Source organism: Microcoleus vaginatus HSN003 (genome assembly GCF_022701255.1).
Classification (GTDB): Bacteria; Cyanobacteriota; Cyanobacteriia; order Cyanobacteriales; family Microcoleaceae; genus Microcoleus; species Microcoleus vaginatus_B.
In genome coordinates this window covers 5,296,066-5,312,996 of the sequence record NZ_CP031705.1, presented here as the reverse complement: position 1 = coordinate 5,312,996, position 16,931 = coordinate 5,296,066, and the positions used below count along the sequence as shown (strand labels likewise).

Sequence of the window (16,931 nt, the reverse complement as noted above, 5' to 3'; positions counted from 1 at the left end):
CCAATAGTTTGCCCTTACTGAAAGCTGGGAATGTTCTCAATTTATATTCTGACTTACAACGAAGAGATTGATATCGCCGCTTGCATTGAATCGGCACGGCTTTGTGACGATATCATTGTAGTTGATTCTTTCAGCACCGATCGCACCCTTGAGATTGTTCAGAACTATGCCGTGCAAACAGTACAGCACCGCTTTGAAACTCACGGACGCCAGCGGACTTGGATGCTCCAAGAAGTCCCCTGCAAATACGAATGGGTTTATATCCTCGAAGCTGACGAGCGGATGACGCCTGCACTGTTTGCTGAATGCTTAAAGGCGATCGAAACTCAAGAATATATCGGCTATTACGTAGCTGAAAAAGTAATATTTATGGAGCGCTGGATTCGCCGCAGCACTCAATATCCCCGCTATCAAATGCGCCTCTTTCGCAAAGACCGAGTGTGGTTTACTGACTACGGTCACACTGAACGGGAAGTCTGCAACGGGCCTACTCACTTTTTGAAGGAAAGTTACCCTCACTATACTTGCAGCAAAGGTCTTTCCCGCTGGATTGAAAAGCACAACCGCTACTCGACTGACGAGGCGGCTGAAACTCTCCGCCAATTAGAAGCGGGTCAAGTAAATTGGTGGGATTTATTGTTTGGCGCGTCGGAGGTGGAAAGGCGCCGCGCTTTGAAAGATTTTTCTTTGCGCTTGCCTTTGCGGCCTGTGGTGCGCTTTTTCTATATGTATATTTTACTCGGCGGATTTCTTGACGGTCAAGCGGGATTGGCTTGGTGTACGCTGCAAGCTTTTTATGAATATCTAATTTTGCTGAAAGTTTGGGAAATGAAGCATATGCCGCTGCCCAAATTAGACGGAGTGGAGGAACCATCTATTTCGGAAGTAGTAACAGTTGAGCAGTCAAAAGTTTCTTATAATCTTGGAGCTTCCGATACTAGAAATTAAAAATGGGTAATAGGTAAGCTCGCCTAGCCGTAGTATTTGGAACTTGTACCCTCGCGGTTCCCCCGCCGATAATCGAGGGTTAGCCGAAGTATTTAGAAGTGGTATTATATCCTTTCCGTGTGCATCGAAATTATTCATCTCTCTCTTCTCTTCCTTTGTGAACCCTGCGTACTCTGCGGTTAAATCATTCCGAGGCAACCGGAATTAATATTAAATTCCTTAAATCCGAAGAAAGCGAATCCGTTGTAAAACTTCCTTCTTTCGCCACAACAAAACAGAAAAAACCCGGTTTCTTGGAGAAACCGGGTTTCTGAATACCCTCAAAGTTTTAGGTTTAATAAAGCTTTGATTCTTAACTCAAAACATCACCACTCACCACTTAAAACTCTTGAGATTTTGCTGTTGTTTTTGCCCGATCGAGCTTTAAAATCAACACCCCCAAAGGTGGCAAACACAAGTCGATCGAATAAGCACTGTTGTGGAACCACCACTCCTCAGTCCACTTACCGCCCAAATTCCCCATATTGCTGCCGCCGTATTCCCGCGCGTCGCTGTTAAACAACTCCGTATAGAAACCCGGTTCCGGTACTCCTACCCGATAGTGAGAGTGCGGCTGCGGCGTAAAATTGCACACCGTCACCACAAACTCGTCGCCATCCTTCTCTCGGCGCACAAATGCCACGACGCTATGCCGATTATCGGTGCAATCAATCCACTCAAACCCATCCTCAGCAAAATCTTGACTGTAAAGTGCTCTTTCGGTGCGGTACAAATTGTTCAAATCTTTAAAAAACAGCTTCAACTTTTGGTGCGGCTCGAATTGCAGCAACTGCCACTGCAAATCCCCCCAAACGTTCCACTCGTGCCACTGACCAAACTCCATCCCCATAAAGATCGTTTTCTTTCCGGGATGAGTAAACATAAAAGTAAACAAACACCGCACGTTTGCAAACTTTTGCCATTCGTCTCCTGGCATTTTCCCGATGATGTGGGCTTTGCCGTGGACTACTTCATCGTGGGACAAAGCCAGCATGAAATTCTCGCTGTGGTTGTACCACATACTGAAAGTTATGTTGTTCTGGTGGAACTGGCGGAACCACGGGTCCATGTGGTAATAGTCGAGCATATCGTGCATCCAACCCATGTTCCACTTCAGGTTGAAGCCCAAACCCCCTACATAGGTCGGCCATGATACCATCGGCCAAGAGGTAGATTCTTCGGCGATCGACAACGCACCTGGGAAATAGCTAAAAATGACGTGATTCGCCTGACGCAGAAAATCTGCCGCCTCGATATTTTCCCGGCCCCCGTACTGGTTGGTCAGCCATTCTCCGGGTTCGCGGCAGTAATCCAAATAAAGCATCGAGGCTACGGCATCTACGCGAATCCCATCGATGTGGTATTTGTCAAACCAGAACAGAGCGTTTGATACTAGGAAATTCCGCACTTCGTTGCGGCCGTAGTTAAATACGAGGGTTCCCCACTCTTTGTGCTCGCCCTTGCGGGGGTCGGCGTGTTCGTACAAGTGAGTTCCGTCAAAGAAAGCTAAACCGTGGCCGTCTTTGGGGAAATGTCCCGGTACCCAGTCCACCAGTACGCCAATGCCGTTGGCGTGGCACTGGTCAACAAAATACATGAAATCTTCAGGTGTGCCGTAGCGGGAAGTTGGGGCGAAATAACCGGTGACTTGATAGCCCCAAGAACCGTCGAAAGGATGTTCGGCGATGGGCAGCATTTCGATGTGGGTGAATCCTAAATCTTTGACGTAGGGAATCAGCCGATCGGCCAATTCCCGGTAAGTCAGAAAGCGTGCCCCGGGATTGAGTTCCGAAACCTGCACGGCGGGTTGTATTTCCCCATTTGGTAGCACGGCGGGTTCGTCAGTAGCGGCGTGCAGCCAAGAACCGATGTGGCATTCGTAAACCGAAACCGGCTGCGTCAGTTGGTCTGTGTGCCGCCGCTTTTCAATCCAAGCGCTGTCGTTCCAAGTGTAGGTGTTTAAGTCGGTGACAATTGATGCTGTTTTCGGCCGCACTTCTTGCTGGAAACCGTAAGGATCGGACTTTTCGTAGGGATGTCCGTCTTGGTTTTTCACTTCGTATTTGTAGGAAGTTCCCACGGATATTCCCGGAATAAATAATTCCCAGATGCCGTTTTGCGATTTCCGCATTTGATGTTTGCGGCCGTCCCAATAGTTGAAATCTCCTAAAACAGAGACGTTGCGGGCATTCGGGGCCCAAACGGCAAAATATACTCCTGTGATGCCGTCTACTTCGGTGAGGTGCGCCCCGAGCTTTTCGTAAATCCGGTGGTGATTGCCTTCTGAGAATAGGTGCTGGTCGAATTCTGTGAGTTTGGGCGATCGAAAGGCGTAGGGATCGTAGATGAAGCGCTCGTGTTCCCCTTCTTTGACCCGCAATTGATAGTTTGCTAGTTCTGGGGTGTCGATCGTACATTCAAAAAAGTGAGGGTGATGCTCTGATTTCATCGGGTATTCAGCCCTGGCCTCCGGCACAACTACGGATACCGCATTCGCATTCGGCAGATAAGCTCGGACGACCCAGACTTTTTTGCCATTTTCTTCGATCGCGTGAGGGCCTAGCACTTCAAATGGATCGTGGTGCTGATTCCCAATAATGCGGTCAATCTGTTCAAAGGGGACGGTCGCGGGCATAAAACTATTTACCTCAATCTTTTAACTAAATGGCTTTCAAAACCTAGAGTGGCGCTGCACTTTACATTTCGATACATTTTTGATCGCTGATCCTACCACTGATTAGCATAATCTTGCCTGCTGCAGCTCCAGCGCGCGCCCTTGCACACACAGCAGGCTGTTGCCTTGCCGGCGGCCGAGCTGGGGTTTTACTGCTAACCTCTAAGTATAGAAATATTAAAACAAATTGAAAAATTTATATTTTTTCCCAAATATCATTGACTTTTTATTTAATATGTGATATGAAAATTTTTCCTATTGTCGATTTGACACTGTAGGAGGGTCAACCCTGTAAGTGTTGAGCAGCAGTTAATAGTTTACCTGGAAGTTTCAGGCAGGGGCGATCCCCCGATCGGTAGAATTTCACATCCCGGAGGCTGGGTTTCCCCACAAAGTCGGTGAATTTTTGCAATACGCTCAAACAGCGAAGGATGCTCAACTCGGTATTTAGGAATCAAAGCTAAAGCACTCAGCAGGGCGACAGCAGCCAGCAATATCTGCCATGCTCAAGGAATCGCCTACCAAAAAACTAGCACCATCCTACCAGCGACGGTGCAAGAGGTTTAAAGCAGAACTCATGCGTAACAGAAGTGAGTTTTGCCGAGGCAGGGTTAATACCGAACTGGCAGGGCGCCAATTGAATCACTAAACTGGCTCAAAACAGACGGGTAGATTTGCTTGCCCGCACCGACACGAAACTCGTAGTCAACAAATCGAGTAGCCATGGCGATGCTGTCATCGAGCAAGTCTTCGACGAGCATCCAAGGCTCAGCTTGCTTTCTTCTCGTCTGCGAGCCACAGTGGCGGGGAAAGAAAGCGAGACTCGATCGATAGTGCAAAATTTGCGTCGAGTCTGCGAGATCCTCCGGTTGATATTCAGTTGAGGCAGCAGCACCGGCAATGTCCTCAAACATCCTGTCACAGGCTTGAGTTTCAAAAAGTGCAGGCCGGGAGTCAAATTTTCTACTTGAAAGGGAACGCTCTTGTAACGCAGGGAATCAGCGGACTTTGCTGCTGTAAGGGGACGTACTGAACTTTAGTAGTAAAAGCATCAGATCATCACTACCACCCAACTTGAGACCTAGACCGATGAGATGAAAAAATGCGAGGAGCGAACCATTTTTCACCCCGAGGCTAGGCTCGTTGGGCACCGAATCCGGGAGAACCCTAGTTAGGGAGTCTTTTTAGGAGCAGGGGCAGGGCTAGTAGGTGGAGTTGTCTTTGGAGATGGAGAAGAAACAGGAGGAGTAGTAGTGCCAGTGCCACCAGCGCCGCCAGCGCCGCCCGGAGAGGGGCTAGAGTTACCGTTGCTGCCGGTATCTCCGCAGGCGCCGAGGGCTACTGCCAAGCCCACTACCAAAGTCAAACGAATTAATCCCTTGTTCATAAAAACTCCTTAAGATTGAAAACCCATCGCAAGGAAGGGGATAGTGTACTTGAGAAACAATGCTGGCACGAATAGATCAACGATTCGCTCGTTGATTACAATACTGCATTTATTAATAAATTTCACATAGATTATCGCTAACCAGCAAAGATTTCTTTTTTTTTGCAAATCCTGAAGTCAAAGAGACCAGTGGTAGGATGGGTTGGTTGGCTTGTGAGGTATCTTTGGTAAGGATAACCGATCGAACGCAGATTGCCACAACTGGCGATCTGGGAGACAAAAAACTCTTAACCTCAATCAAGCTGAAGCTACCCCACTTTACGTATTGGTGAACTCTATGACCGCTGCTATCAGATCCCCGGATTCTCCCCGCTCCCGATCGACCCGCAAGCCCGCTGCGGGCCCAGCCAAAAGCAAAGTTACTTCTATTGCCAAAGCTAGGCGGGCGAAGACAGGGCCGGTATTGCCCAACTACTCGCCAGCCGACGAACAGGCGAATGCTCGGTCGTCCGCATCGGTGCTGAAAGTTTTGCCCGATCGCCAGCAGCAGCCAGTGTGGTTGCGATCGCTCCTGCAGGTACAGCGCGCCTCCTCAGTGGGAGCACTTATGCTTTTGGGCGGTGCTCTGAGTCTCTACGGCTTGACAGTTTACGGCGAGCAGCGCTGGAGTCAGGATTATCAAAAACTGGAAACTCTGCGTCTCCAGGAACAGCAGTTGAGTTCTTCTAGCGAAGTCTTGAAACACCAACTTGCTAAAGAAGCCCAAAATCCCGAAACCGGTTTGGCTCCGCAAAATCCTGGCGACACGATTTTCTTGCAGCCGGCGCCTGAAACCCGATCGCCCCTTGCGGCACCAAATTCTGAGCCCGTTCTCAAGAATCGAGCCGGTGTGGAAACACCACTGGGCTATTAAACCTGTGTCAAAGCCGAGAGCGCCCGAGGGCCTGAGTGTCCGAGGGCCTGAGAATTTGAGGAGCTAATTTCCTTTTTGACTTTTTTGCAGCAAGTCGCGCTCAATTTTCGGCTTCCCACCGGAAGTTACAATTTAAAAATAATTAAAACCTCTTCAAAAAAAAGAATGCAACTCTAGGTCTGATCCAAACCCTGATAGGGATTGCTCATTCCCAAGTCTTGAAATTTATATTATAAAATCTAAATTATAAAATCTAAATTATAAATTCTAAAACGCTCTCACTTGCTATTGAAATTTTAATGCCATGAGCTACGATCCCCGTTTTGACCGCTACAGATCGCCGAATTTCAAACGCCCAAAACAGTCGGGCGATTCCCTACGGGATAGCTTCGCCGCGCGTACTGGGTGGGAAAAACCAGCTAAACCTAGATATCCGGGCAGTTCCGGCAGATCACCACAACAGACGGCTGCCTCTTGGGGGCGACCTGTGGAGCGTTTAAAGCGCAGCAAGTTCCGTTTGTGGGCGGTGTGGGCGGTGTTGATGCTGGGAGGGCTGGGGCTGGCTGTGAATTTGTTTTATTTGCAGGTGACGCGAGCTCCGGCGCTGCGTAAACAGGCCGAGCAGCAGCAAACTCTCAAAACGAAGCCGTTTGTACCGAGACGCCCGATAATTGACCGCGCAGGTAATGTTTTGGCGATCGACAGACAGGTGTACACGCTCTACGCTCACCCGAAGTTGTTTAACCACTCAAAGGCGGAAATTGCTGCTAAATTGGCTCCGATGCTGGCGATCGAACGCAGTCCGGGCACTACGTCGGAAACTGAACTGATACGCAGGTTTAATCTTGCGGAAAGCGGTATTACAATTGCGGACTCTCTGCCCCAAGAGGTTGCCGATCGCGTCGCTCAGATGCAAATTAAAGAGAGTCTGGTCGATGGCTTGGAGTTGCTGCGACAGCAGCAGCGTTTTTACCCACAGCAGGAGTTGGCGGCGGATATCCTCGGTTATGTGGACGGGGAACGGAAGGGACAAGCCGGGGTGGAATACAGCCAGCAGAATTTGTTGGAACGATCGATGCCGTCGATTCAGTTTAGCAGGTCGAGCAATGGCAATTGGGTTCCCGATCGACTGACGGCCGGATTTGTGCAGCTTGATGACTTGAAATTGCAATTGACGATCGACAGTCGCTTGCAGCGGGCTGCCCGAACTGCGCTTAAGGAAAAAATGAAGCAACACGATGCGAAGCGGGGCACAGTGATTGTGATGGATGCCCGTAACGGGGAATTGCTGTCAGTTGTAGCGGAACCTTCTTATGACCCGAATCAATATTTTAATTTCGATTTGTCGCGCTATAAAAATTGGGCTGTAACTGATGTTTATGAGCCTGGTTCGACTTTTAAAGCGATTAATGTGGCGATCGCTCTGGAAGCGGGTGCGGTGAAACCTAATACTGTCTTTAAGGACGAAGGTCGGATTTTCATGGATGGCTGGACTATCCAAAATTCCGATTACAAATTCGTAGGCGCGCGCGGCCCTTCTACTGTTACTGAGATTTTGAAACATTCTAGCAATGTGGGGATGGTGCACGTAATGAGAAGTATGAAAGCTTCTCTTTACTATAAAGCTTTAGAAAAACTCGGACTCGGACAAACTGCGGGAACAGATTTGCCTTTTGAAGTAACCAGTCAGCTTAAAAATCGAGAGCAATTTATTAACTCTCCGGTGGAAGTTGCTACTACGGCTTTTGGGCAAGGTTTTTCGATTACTCCGATGCAGTTGGTGCAGCTTAACGGCGCTTTGGCTAACGGTGGCAAGTTGGTGACTCCTCACGTTGTGCGGGGACTTTTTGATAGGGACGGTGAAGCTTATTGGAAGCTTCCGAGGGCGGTTCCAAAGCAGGTTTTTTCGCCGGAAACTACTAAGCAGGTGTTAGAAATGATGGAAACTGTGGTTGATGGTGGTACGGGGAAAGCTGCACAAATTCCTGGGTATCGGATTGCTGGAAAAACGGGCACGGCTCAAAAAGCTAATGCTGGTGGGGGTTATTCTGACAAGGCGATTATTACTAGCTTTGTGGGGATCATGCCTGTGGAGGCTCCTCGGTATGTGGTTTTAGCGGTGATTGATGAGCCGAAGGACGGTTCGGGGGGTACGGTGGCGGCGCCGATTGTGGAGTCGGTGATGGAGGCGCTGATTTCTATTGAGAAGATTGCGCCGAGTAAGAAGTAGTTGATTAGAGCTGAGATGTGGCGTCAGGAATTGACATCGAATATAACGATCGATAACAAGGCTATTGAGGACGCGACAATGCCGTTTCCCTACTCCAAAATAATCGTAGCTTGCCGGGTTCCGGGCGATCGGGCGATCAGATGTAACGATCGCCCAATTTGTAGGGAAACGGCACTTCCGTGTCCAGATTTCGGGTAATATTGTTTTCCCTGACGCACCCTACATCAGTGACTCAGTAACAATATCTTTTGTCTTGAGCTTTGGGCTGTCTTTGGGAGGTGCGTTTATGTCCTAAAAGAGTGGAGATGATGATGCAGCGTTGGCTGTTTCTTAAGTTGGGATGAAATAGTGTTAGGGTTCCTTTGGCTCTTATACTCGTTAGCGTGCAGTCATGGTCGCTTCGAGAGACGGGGCAACCTCTGTGGTTGAACATGACGCGCCGGATTGTGCCGTTTGCTTTTTGCTCGTTATTTTCATTTACTGGAAGTAGTGTTGTTTCATAACCTCCTTTGTCGTTGATAACTGTATCTATTTGAATTTGCCGTTCTAGGTTTTTCCATTGACTGGCTGGTACTTGGCCTGGGGGAATGTCGGCTGGGTGAACGGCTATTTGTACATTTTCTCCTACTGGTTTAAAGCTGGCTTGCCATGAAATTTTGTCGCGTTTGGCGTTGCTGTGGGCAAGTTCCATTGCCCAATAAGCTCGATCGAGCGATGCCTTTAAACGGTGGTGGTTGATGAACATTAGCCAAGAGGGGGCGACGATCGCACAAAATATTCCTATGATTAAAATAATTATCAATAGCTCAATCATTGTAAAACCGGCAGCAGGTGTAGTGGCTCTGCCTTGGAGCGTTTTATTTATTGACACGTAGATGAACTCCCTGATATTTAGCTTGCCAAAAAAACAGCTAGGAGAAGCTATTTTTTATTGGGTATATTTTAACTTTGGATTTGGGGAGTGTGTAGATCGGAATTTACTGAAAATTTATGCGACTTTAAAAAAACTGCGGGTAAGGAAACGGCAGTCAGGAAAAGGTAGTGCGGTTTCCCTACAGCAATTTTGTCGATCGCCCGATGATCGCATCAGAGCCCGAAGGTATGTAGCTTAGTGGTGCAGAAAACTTTTTTGAGTTTTAAGTAGAGAAAACAGTGGCTTTGGAGAACTCAACCCTGGTCTCTAATTGCTGCCCTTTTTTAAGTGAGGCACAGCTCGGTACAGGACTCCTTGGAGGTCAAGAGGCAAAGCTGGGAATCTGGCGACATATGATGATAACACAGTCGGGCGTTGCTGATTCACGGTATGAATCAACTTTTCGCTTGATGTTACAAAACTCACCCGACTTGGCCCATAGCACTTGCGAAATCTTGAATTGATACCTGTATCCAGCAACGCCGCAATGGGCACTGCCTGGGAATACAAATCGCTCGGCTAGGCCTCCAATTCCAATAACTAATGCCCACTTCCCAATTTCCAATGCCAAATTATTTGGATTTTTTCGGACTATTCAAAGAGTTAAGATGATTGTTCATATCCTGCAAATATTTTGATAAAATTGGATACTGTGAAGTTGCTAGTAGTGCATCTTTTTTCTGGCTGACCGTTGTTTCTAAGGGCAAAACGCGATAGTTCGTTTTATTGTTCAAAGCATAGCGGTGCACCCAAGTAGGATGTGTTTTTACATCTGTAATTTCTGTGGTTTTTTCAGGAAATTTTTTGCGAATATTTACTTGCAAAATTACGCCTAAGTCTGTATATTTTTTCTTCTGACCGGAAATGAAGTTTCCCATTGAATAAATTGCTACAGCTTTGCGGGTTTTGCCATTTTTTCCGGGAAAGTTAAAAATTTTGTAAGGTTGGACGACGTGGGGATGGCTGCCGAGAATGATGTCTGCACCAGCTTTTAATAGGTTTTCAACTAATTGTTTTTGTTGGGTGTTTGGTTGTCGCTGATATTCATCGCCAAAATGCAGGGAAATTGCGATAATATCTGCTCCTTGTTTTCGGGCTTTGGCAATGTCTTTGATTATCTTTTTTTGGTCGATTAGGGAAACTAAGTAATCTTTGCCTTTGGGTATGGGAATGCCGTTTGTGCCGTAGGTGTAGGCTAGCAGGGCTAGTGAAATGTTGTTTTTGGTGCTGATTAAAGTGCGTGAAGCTTCGGCGGCTGATGTGGCTGTTCCTGTGAACGCAATTTTGCGATCGCTCAGATTGGCGATCGTCCTAATTACTCCTTTTTCTCCACGGTCTAAAGCATGATTGTTCGCCGTTGTCAAGATATTAAATCCGGCTTTTTTAGCAGCATCTGCTAATTGAGCCGGTGCGTTAAATAGCGGATATCCCGTATATCCGCCCGCATCTTGGCCCGCTAAAGGTGTTTCGAGATTTCCGATGACCCAATCGCCTGTTGATAGGATACTTTTAACTGGTGCGAAGAAATTGTCAAAATTGTATGTTTTCTTTTTTGCGTCGTAGCCCGATCGCGTTTGGGTACTGTGCATCATGATGTCGCCGACAGCAATTAGTTTTGCTTCTTTGATCTCAGACTTTGGTTGGGCGGGAACAGGGGTTGCAATTGGCGATCGACTTTCTGTAGGCTGTGTGTTGGTTTGTGGCGTTTCGAGATTGCAGCCTGCGATCGAAAGCATGGCAATTACCGAGAGCAACCGACGAAAATTCATGATTTTTTAGAGTGATTTGTCGGCTAATATGGTATCATAAATAATTTACTTCCGACTCAAAAAATGAAAAAAAACTATCTAATTCTTGCCTTGATTGTTTTTGTAGCAATTACGGGTTTTGGGGTTTTAACTTATGCTCAAACTTCGGGCGATAGACCTTTTGAATTTGCCTTAATTGGCGATTTGCCTTATAGTGCCGAACAGGAAGCACAATTTCCGAGTTTGATTGCAGATATCAATCGATCGCCCGCAGCGTTTGTCGTCCACGACGGCGACATTAAAAACGGTTCTAGTGTCTGCGATGATGCAACTTTTGTCAGCCGCAAGCAGTTATTTGACAATTTTGAGATGCCGTTTATTCTTGCCTATGGCGATAATGAATGGACGGATTGCCACCGATCAAAAAATGGCAGTTACGATCCGGTAGAAAGACTCGCTAAACTGCGGGAAATATTTAGCAACGGTAATCAAAGTTTGGGCAAGCGCACCTTAACTCTCACCCGTCAAAGCGAAAACCTGCAGTTTGCTAAATTCCGCGAAAATGTTCGCTGGATTTATCATGGAGTTGTGTTTTTCGCGATTAATATGCCGGGAAGCAACAACAATTTTGGCCGCACTCCCGAAGGAGATGCAGAATATGCCGATCGCAATTCAGCTAACTTAGCCTGGATCAAAGAATGTTTTGCTTTAGCCAAACGCAGCAACAGCAAAGGAATTGTGTTAGTTGCACAGGCAAATCCGGGATTTGAACTCGATCCGACGGACAAAAGAAGAAGTGGCTACAACGATTTTATGGCAACTCTGGAAACAGAAACAGGCAATTTCCCAGGACAAGTTGTATTCGTCCACGGCGATACTCACTATTTCCGCATCGATAAGCCTTTACCCCTTTTTACCGATGAGACTCAACTACCGAGAATGAAAAATTTTACTAGAGTTGAAACTTTTGGTTCTCCCAACGTGCATTGGTTGCGGGCTTTTTATGACCCTACAAATCCTAATTTGTTTGAATTTAAACAGCAGATTGTCCCGGAAAATTAGGCTATGTAACACCATTTTTATGCAAGATAAATAATTTTTGGATTACACTGAAGATAGGTAGAATCGAGGAATTTATTTATGACAATCGCAACTGGGCGCTTCACCCTGGAAGAATTTTTGAAACTGCCAGAAACTAAACCTGCTAGCGAATATATTGAGGGGGAGATTATCCAAAAACCTATGCCGAAAACTAAACATTCTCGTCTCCAGGGGCAATTCCTGCGTGTCATTAATGAAGTGGTAGAGGAACCCAAGATAGCTTACGCTTTTCCAGAGTTGCGGTGTACCTTTGGCGGTCGATCGATTGTTCCAGATATTGCGGTACTATTGTGGGAACAGATTCAATTTGATGACAGCGGCGAACCAGTGGATGATGTGCGAATTGCGCCGTATTGGGCGATCGAAATCCTGTCGCCACAGCAAAGCTCAAATCGCGTAACTAGAAAAATTATTCACTGTCTTCAACATAATTGTCAGTTGGGCTGGCTAATCGATCCAGACGATCGATCGATTTTAGCATTTTTGCCCAACCAACAACCGCAATTCTGCGAAGGTAGCGATGTCCTTCCTGTTCCCGAAATGATTCCCCTGAATATCACCGCCGAACAGGTGTTTAGCTGGTTGAGAATGCAACAATGAATCAGGGCGATCGTCTTTTTTGTACCACTTTTAAAAATCTTCCGGTGTGGTTTGTAGTGAAAACTTTAGCTTTCATCTCAACTAAGGACTGAAATCCTTACTACAAACCAAATCCCCTATTGCCGCCACCTTTCAAATTGGTCTTCGGAACACCCATTAATAAATTGATTGTTCACCCAACCGTCAAGGATTGTCAAAGTTTCATTAGGAGGATTACCCGAAAATCTGGCGGCAATTTTCACCCAATTACCTTGTCTGCTGACAGCCCTAACTCCGTCTCCTCTTTTCAATTTAGCTACAACCGGGTACTGATTCCCTGGGCCTTTGCGAATGTTAACAGCGCCACCTTCACCTGTAATAAACGAGCATTGAGTTTGCTTTTTTAAAGCTTCTGCTTTTGCGGGAGCAAGGCTTTGCTGCTTGCCGAAAACAGGAAAGCTGTAAAGTGAGAAGCTAAAACTTGCAACGACGGCTGCAATAAAAAAGGCTTTTGATTGAGTAAAAATTAGCATTATTTCATTTCCTTGGATTGGCAGAACTGAAGTCCTGACTATGAACTTTTTGAGCAAGACTTCAGCCCTTACTACTAACTGCTATTTGACAGAGGCAAACCATTCGGTAACACCTTGGGCGATCGCCTCGGCTAACTTCTTCTGTTCTGTCGGATTCACAATCCATTCAAACTCCTCGGGATTGATCATAAATCCCAATTCCATTAAAACAGATGGAGCAACGGCAGGACGAGTCATGGCTAAGTTGTTCCAGAATACACCATAGCTTGGACGGTTCAACTTGGCAACTAAATAATTGTGCAAAAAGGTTGCCAAACTGTGCGCTTGCGGGTGAAACCAGAAAGCGCCGACGCCTTTAGTCTTAATGGCGTCGCCGTTATCTGGCAAAGCATTGTAGTGAATTGAAATTGCGATCGCAGGTTCTTCTTTTTGAATCATTTCCACCCTGGGTGGCAAATCCAAATCGACATCTTCTACCCGCGTCATTAGCACATTCGCACCCCGATTTACCAATTCTTCTCGCACCAATTTTGACACAGTTAAAGCTACTGTTTTTTCTCTAATCCCCACTGGACTCACAGCACCTCCATCCTGCGGCCCGCCGTGTCCCGGATCGATGAGAATCTTAATTCCCGACAGCGGCTTTGCTTGCGAATTGGGCACCGCGCTTGTATTGACTGGCGGGTGTTTTAAAGACAACACTAAAGTTGTGCCCTCGTATCTCAACTTATAGCCCCACTGCTGGGCGGATTTGAGATTAAAAGTGTATTGTACTTGCAGCGGCGATATTTGTTGCCATTCCAAACGCGAAATTACGGGGTCATCCTGGATGCGAATAATGTCAGTTTGAGCGGTAGTATTGTACAGAGTTAAAGTGAAAGTGCGTTCTCCTTCTTGCACAGTGACTGGGACGGGTATTTCTAAGGGAAATAAGACCTCTGTCCAGCCGGAAACTTGACGCGAACTGGCGCTGCGAATAATCGATCGCGGAGGCACGGCATCTTTGACAATTTGCACTTCTGATGCTTTAATCCAAGCACCGTAATCGAGTCTGAGCCATTCTCCCTCGCGCCCGATAACTGTTGCTCGCGTGCCCTTCGGCAGCGGTGTCATCCGAGAAAAATCTGTACTCGCCCCGGTTCGGGCAACACCTGGCTCGGCTGTTACTTCGGCTATTTCTAAGTCAGCCGGAGAAAGAATAGAAATCTTGCCAGTACCCTGCTGGCTGATAGTTTGATTATTCATTGTTAGCTCAAATACAGGCACTCCTAAATCCACTTTTTCCGTTTTTGGTAGCGAGGAGTTAGACTCATTTTCCCCCGTGACGAAGGAAGCATTAGACTCATTGCCCCCCCTTAGCAAAGGGGGGTTGGGGGGGTTTGAGCGCAGCCTTGATACTGTTCGCTGCCGCCTTTTGTGATCGGGGAGTTTTCACCTAACAGTACAGATTTGTTGTCGGGTAGTTCGACTTGCGATCGCGCTTTTAAAGGAATAGTAACGCCCGCCAATTTTACCGAAACTTGAGCATTCGCAGGTGCGATCGCCCCAAAGCAAATATATTCCCCCGGCAAACTCGCCACATCGACTTTAGGCGTCAGGGAATCTTTAGCAAAAGCCAATCCTACAGGGACTTCCGGCTGATTCGACTGGCGCGTCACCTTAATTTTGACTTCCTGATTTTCGTAACGCAATGTAAAGACATTTTCCCCGAGTTGCAGCGGAAAAGTCGGGGCGAAATGGCCGACTGCGGTGCGCGAAATTTGGTTGCCATTTACTAACACTTGTCCCGGTGCGGGCGCTGTGCCGATTAAAAAAATGCGATCTGCTGTAGTTTTGTGGTTGGGTGGAGGATAAGAGACGAACAAAGGTTGAGCCGCCACAGCTACAGAGGCGATCGCCATGATCATCCCAAACACAAATAATCCTAAAAATTTTCTCATTCTAAATCGCAACTAATTGACACTCTGTTGGTTATTTATACTAGAACTTGCCCTCAGAAACCGGATTTCTGAGGATTAGCCGTAAGTCTTATTTACTAGACACGGCTCATTTTATCAGGTTTGTAGTTGCAATTGAGCGATCACCAACATAAATTCCCGCGTCAAACCATTAAGTTTTAATTAATTCCGAGGTCGTTCTCCACAGTTGATCCAACCGATTCGCCGGCATCGTCAAATACAAAACATCCCCCGTACTCAAACAACAATTCAGTAAATCCCAGCCGTGGAGAGTTTGACACTTAGTTTCCGCATAAAGAGGCACAAAATCCGCAGACTTAGCAGCATCTTGAATGCGCTGGCCGCAGAAAGGATGTTTTGGCGTAATCAATGTGGCCAAGCAAACCCAGAGACTATCAGCAGTCATCCCGTTGCCCAAAATTCTGCCTCCAATCGCCGCCGCCGCGAAAGCAGGAGCCGCCAATTCCGTCGGGTTCAACACTCCTTCAAACTCAAAAACTTGCTGCACCATCAAAGCAAAATGTGGGTCTTGATTGCGGACAATAACTGATAGTTTTGGTGCCAATCCTTTAGCGCTCAAGGCAATTTCGACATTAGACATATCGCTGCTAGTTACCGCCAAAAGTGCTGCCGCTTGCTTAACATTAGCAGCTTCCAGAGTTGCCGGCAAACTAGCACTTCCCTGAATGACCGGAATTTTCATTGAGCGAGCGGTACTCAGAAATCGGCTGTTCGGATCTTGTTCGATCGCCACAATATCGTAACCGTTAGTGTGCAGTTCTTTAGCAATTTGGATGCCAATTCCTCCGAGTCCGCAAATAATGTAATGATTGCGCTGCGGCACTCGCGCCACATCCCAATATTCGGTAAAGCGAGTTCCCAATACATAATCGTTGAGCAGTGCGTAGCAGATGCCGATGATTCCGGCTCCCACTAACATCATCACAACTGTAAATAGTTTAATGCTTTCGGGAGCTTGTTCGGCTACTTTTTCATGACCTCCGGCTCCCGTAATCATCCCTACTGAAAAATAGAGAGAATCAACAAGTGAGATATTATTGTCAACACAAATATAGGTAGCAGTAGCAACGGCAATCATTGACAGCAGCGTCAATACAACAATTACTGCTGCTTGGCTGTGCTGCTGAAATCTGTGCAGCCTAGTTACTGTTTTGAGCAGTTTTTGAGTTAAAGTTTTTTGGGAGCTGCGGATAGTCGGCTGAGTGGCAACAATTAGCCGATCGCCCTGCTGACACTGCCGCTCGGCCAGCACCGCCGATACTAAATCAGTTTTGTTAGCAGCCGGCAGATAATAAATCAACATTCGCGATCGATCGTCCCACAAATCGCTCAGTTTGCGATTTTTCCAAGGATGTGTTTCATCGATATATTCTTCGTGAATCGGCCATGTGCGATCGAACAAACGCAACTGTCCGATCGCCTGACTTCCGAGAGCCGCAAAGGCAAAAACCGGGGCCGCCAATGATGAAACGCTCATGGAAGCGTGATCAGGCAAAGTGTGGTCAATCCTGACGCCCAAGCTAGTATTGAACAATCTGTTGATGATGCGAATCTGAGGATTGAGAATCCTCGCCTGCATCAAAATGGCCAAATTCACAGCATCATCGTCTGCTGCAATTACTAAAGTGTGAGCGGTTTGAATGCCTGCCGCCAACAAGGTAGAAGCTGCTTGCAAATTGCCGACAACCACATCAGAAGTTTCGCCACGAATTGGGCGATCGCTAATACCAACCACAATCGCTCCTTGCTGTCTCAACAAACAAAAAATCTTGTGTCCCGTGTGGCCCAACCCGCAAACAATGATTCGAGGTTTCATAAAAAGTTATTTGCCAGCCAATTTCGGAGCTGTGCTTTGTAGTTTTACCTACCATTGTTGACGGCTCTGGC

General features: G+C 47.0%; 12 protein-coding genes and 1 pseudogene. 5 read left to right on the top strand and 8 right to left on the bottom strand.

Annotated features, from left to right (window positions below; translation table 11 throughout):
- Nucleotides 1–30 precede the first annotated feature (30 nt).
- Entirely contained in the window at nt 31–948 is a 918-nt protein-coding gene (locus D0A37_RS22975) for a glycosyltransferase family 2 protein (RefSeq protein ID WP_242717854.1), read from the top strand.
- 379 nt (nt 949–1,327) lie between these two features.
- Here the strand turns inward: D0A37_RS22975 and glgB are convergent, their stop codons facing one another.
- The 3 genes from glgB to D0A37_RS22960 form a co-directional block, all read right to left on the bottom strand.
- Nucleotides 1,328–3,622, bottom strand: coding sequence for a 1,4-alpha-glucan branching enzyme (gene glgB, locus D0A37_RS22970; RefSeq protein WP_242717852.1), 2,295 nt, complete (start codon nt 3,620–3,622; stop codon nt 1,328–1,330).
- A gap of 650 nt (nt 3,623–4,272) precedes the next feature.
- A complete protein-coding gene (locus D0A37_RS22965) occupies nt 4,273–4,575 on the bottom strand; it encodes a hypothetical protein (RefSeq protein WP_242717850.1) in 303 nt (100 codons plus the stop codon).
- A gap of 257 nt (nt 4,576–4,832) precedes the next feature.
- The gene (locus D0A37_RS22960; protein WP_242717848.1) at nt 4,833–5,048 is read right to left on the bottom strand and encodes a serine protease; all 216 of its coding nucleotides are present in this window, start codon (nt 5,046–5,048) and stop codon (nt 4,833–4,835) included.
- Nucleotides 5,049–5,385: 337 nt separating this feature from the next.
- Between D0A37_RS22960 and D0A37_RS22955 the strand changes: the two genes are divergently transcribed.
- Together D0A37_RS22955 and D0A37_RS22950 are read left to right on the top strand one after the other, a co-directional pair.
- Nucleotides 5,386–5,961, top strand: a complete 576-nt coding sequence (locus tag D0A37_RS22955; RefSeq protein ID WP_242717846.1) for a hypothetical protein — start codon at nt 5,386–5,388, stop codon at nt 5,959–5,961.
- 304 nt (nt 5,962–6,265) lie between these two features.
- Nucleotides 6,266–8,191, top strand: coding sequence for a peptidoglycan D,D-transpeptidase FtsI family protein (locus tag D0A37_RS22950; protein WP_242717844.1), 1,926 nt, complete (start codon nt 6,266–6,268; stop codon nt 8,189–8,191).
- 232 nt (nt 8,192–8,423) lie between these two features.
- On the opposite strand, the gene D0A37_RS22945 is transcribed toward D0A37_RS22950, so the two are convergent.
- Both D0A37_RS22945 and D0A37_RS22940 read right to left on the bottom strand, forming a co-directional pair.
- Nucleotides 8,424–9,062, bottom strand: a complete 639-nt coding sequence (locus D0A37_RS22945; protein WP_242717842.1) for a prepilin-type N-terminal cleavage/methylation domain-containing protein — start codon at nt 9,060–9,062, stop codon at nt 8,424–8,426.
- A gap of 614 nt (nt 9,063–9,676) precedes the next feature.
- Nucleotides 9,677–10,873, bottom strand: a complete 1,197-nt coding sequence (locus D0A37_RS22940; RefSeq protein WP_242717840.1) for a CapA family protein — start codon at nt 10,871–10,873, stop codon at nt 9,677–9,679.
- A gap of 63 nt (nt 10,874–10,936) precedes the next feature.
- Here D0A37_RS22940 and D0A37_RS22935 point away from each other — a divergent pair, with 63 nt between their 5' ends.
- Both D0A37_RS22935 and D0A37_RS22930 read left to right on the top strand, forming a co-directional pair.
- A complete protein-coding gene (locus D0A37_RS22935; RefSeq protein ID WP_242717838.1) occupies nt 10,937–11,914 on the top strand; it encodes a metallophosphoesterase in 978 nt (325 codons plus the stop codon).
- 78 nt (nt 11,915–11,992) lie between these two features.
- Nucleotides 11,993–12,553 carry a Uma2 family endonuclease gene (locus tag D0A37_RS22930; protein WP_242717836.1) on the top strand — a complete coding sequence of 187 codons (561 nt, stop codon included), beginning with the start codon at nt 11,993–11,995 and terminating at the stop codon, nt 12,551–12,553.
- A gap of 116 nt (nt 12,554–12,669) precedes the next feature.
- Here the strand turns inward: D0A37_RS22930 and D0A37_RS22925 are convergent, their stop codons facing one another.
- The 3 genes and pseudogenes from D0A37_RS22925 to D0A37_RS22915 form a co-directional block, all read right to left on the bottom strand.
- Nucleotides 12,670–13,065 carry an SH3 domain-containing protein gene (locus D0A37_RS22925; RefSeq protein WP_242717834.1) on the bottom strand — a complete coding sequence of 132 codons (396 nt, stop codon included), beginning with the start codon at nt 13,063–13,065 and terminating at the stop codon, nt 12,670–12,672.
- A gap of 81 nt (nt 13,066–13,146) precedes the next feature.
- A pseudogene (locus D0A37_RS22920) lies at nt 13,147–15,005 on the bottom strand (N-acetylmuramoyl-L-alanine amidase).
- Between the two features lie 169 nt (nt 15,006–15,174).
- Entirely contained in the window at nt 15,175–16,860 is a 1,686-nt protein-coding gene (locus D0A37_RS22915) for a potassium channel family protein (RefSeq protein WP_242717831.1), read from the bottom strand.
- Nucleotides 16,861–16,931 lie beyond the last annotated feature (71 nt).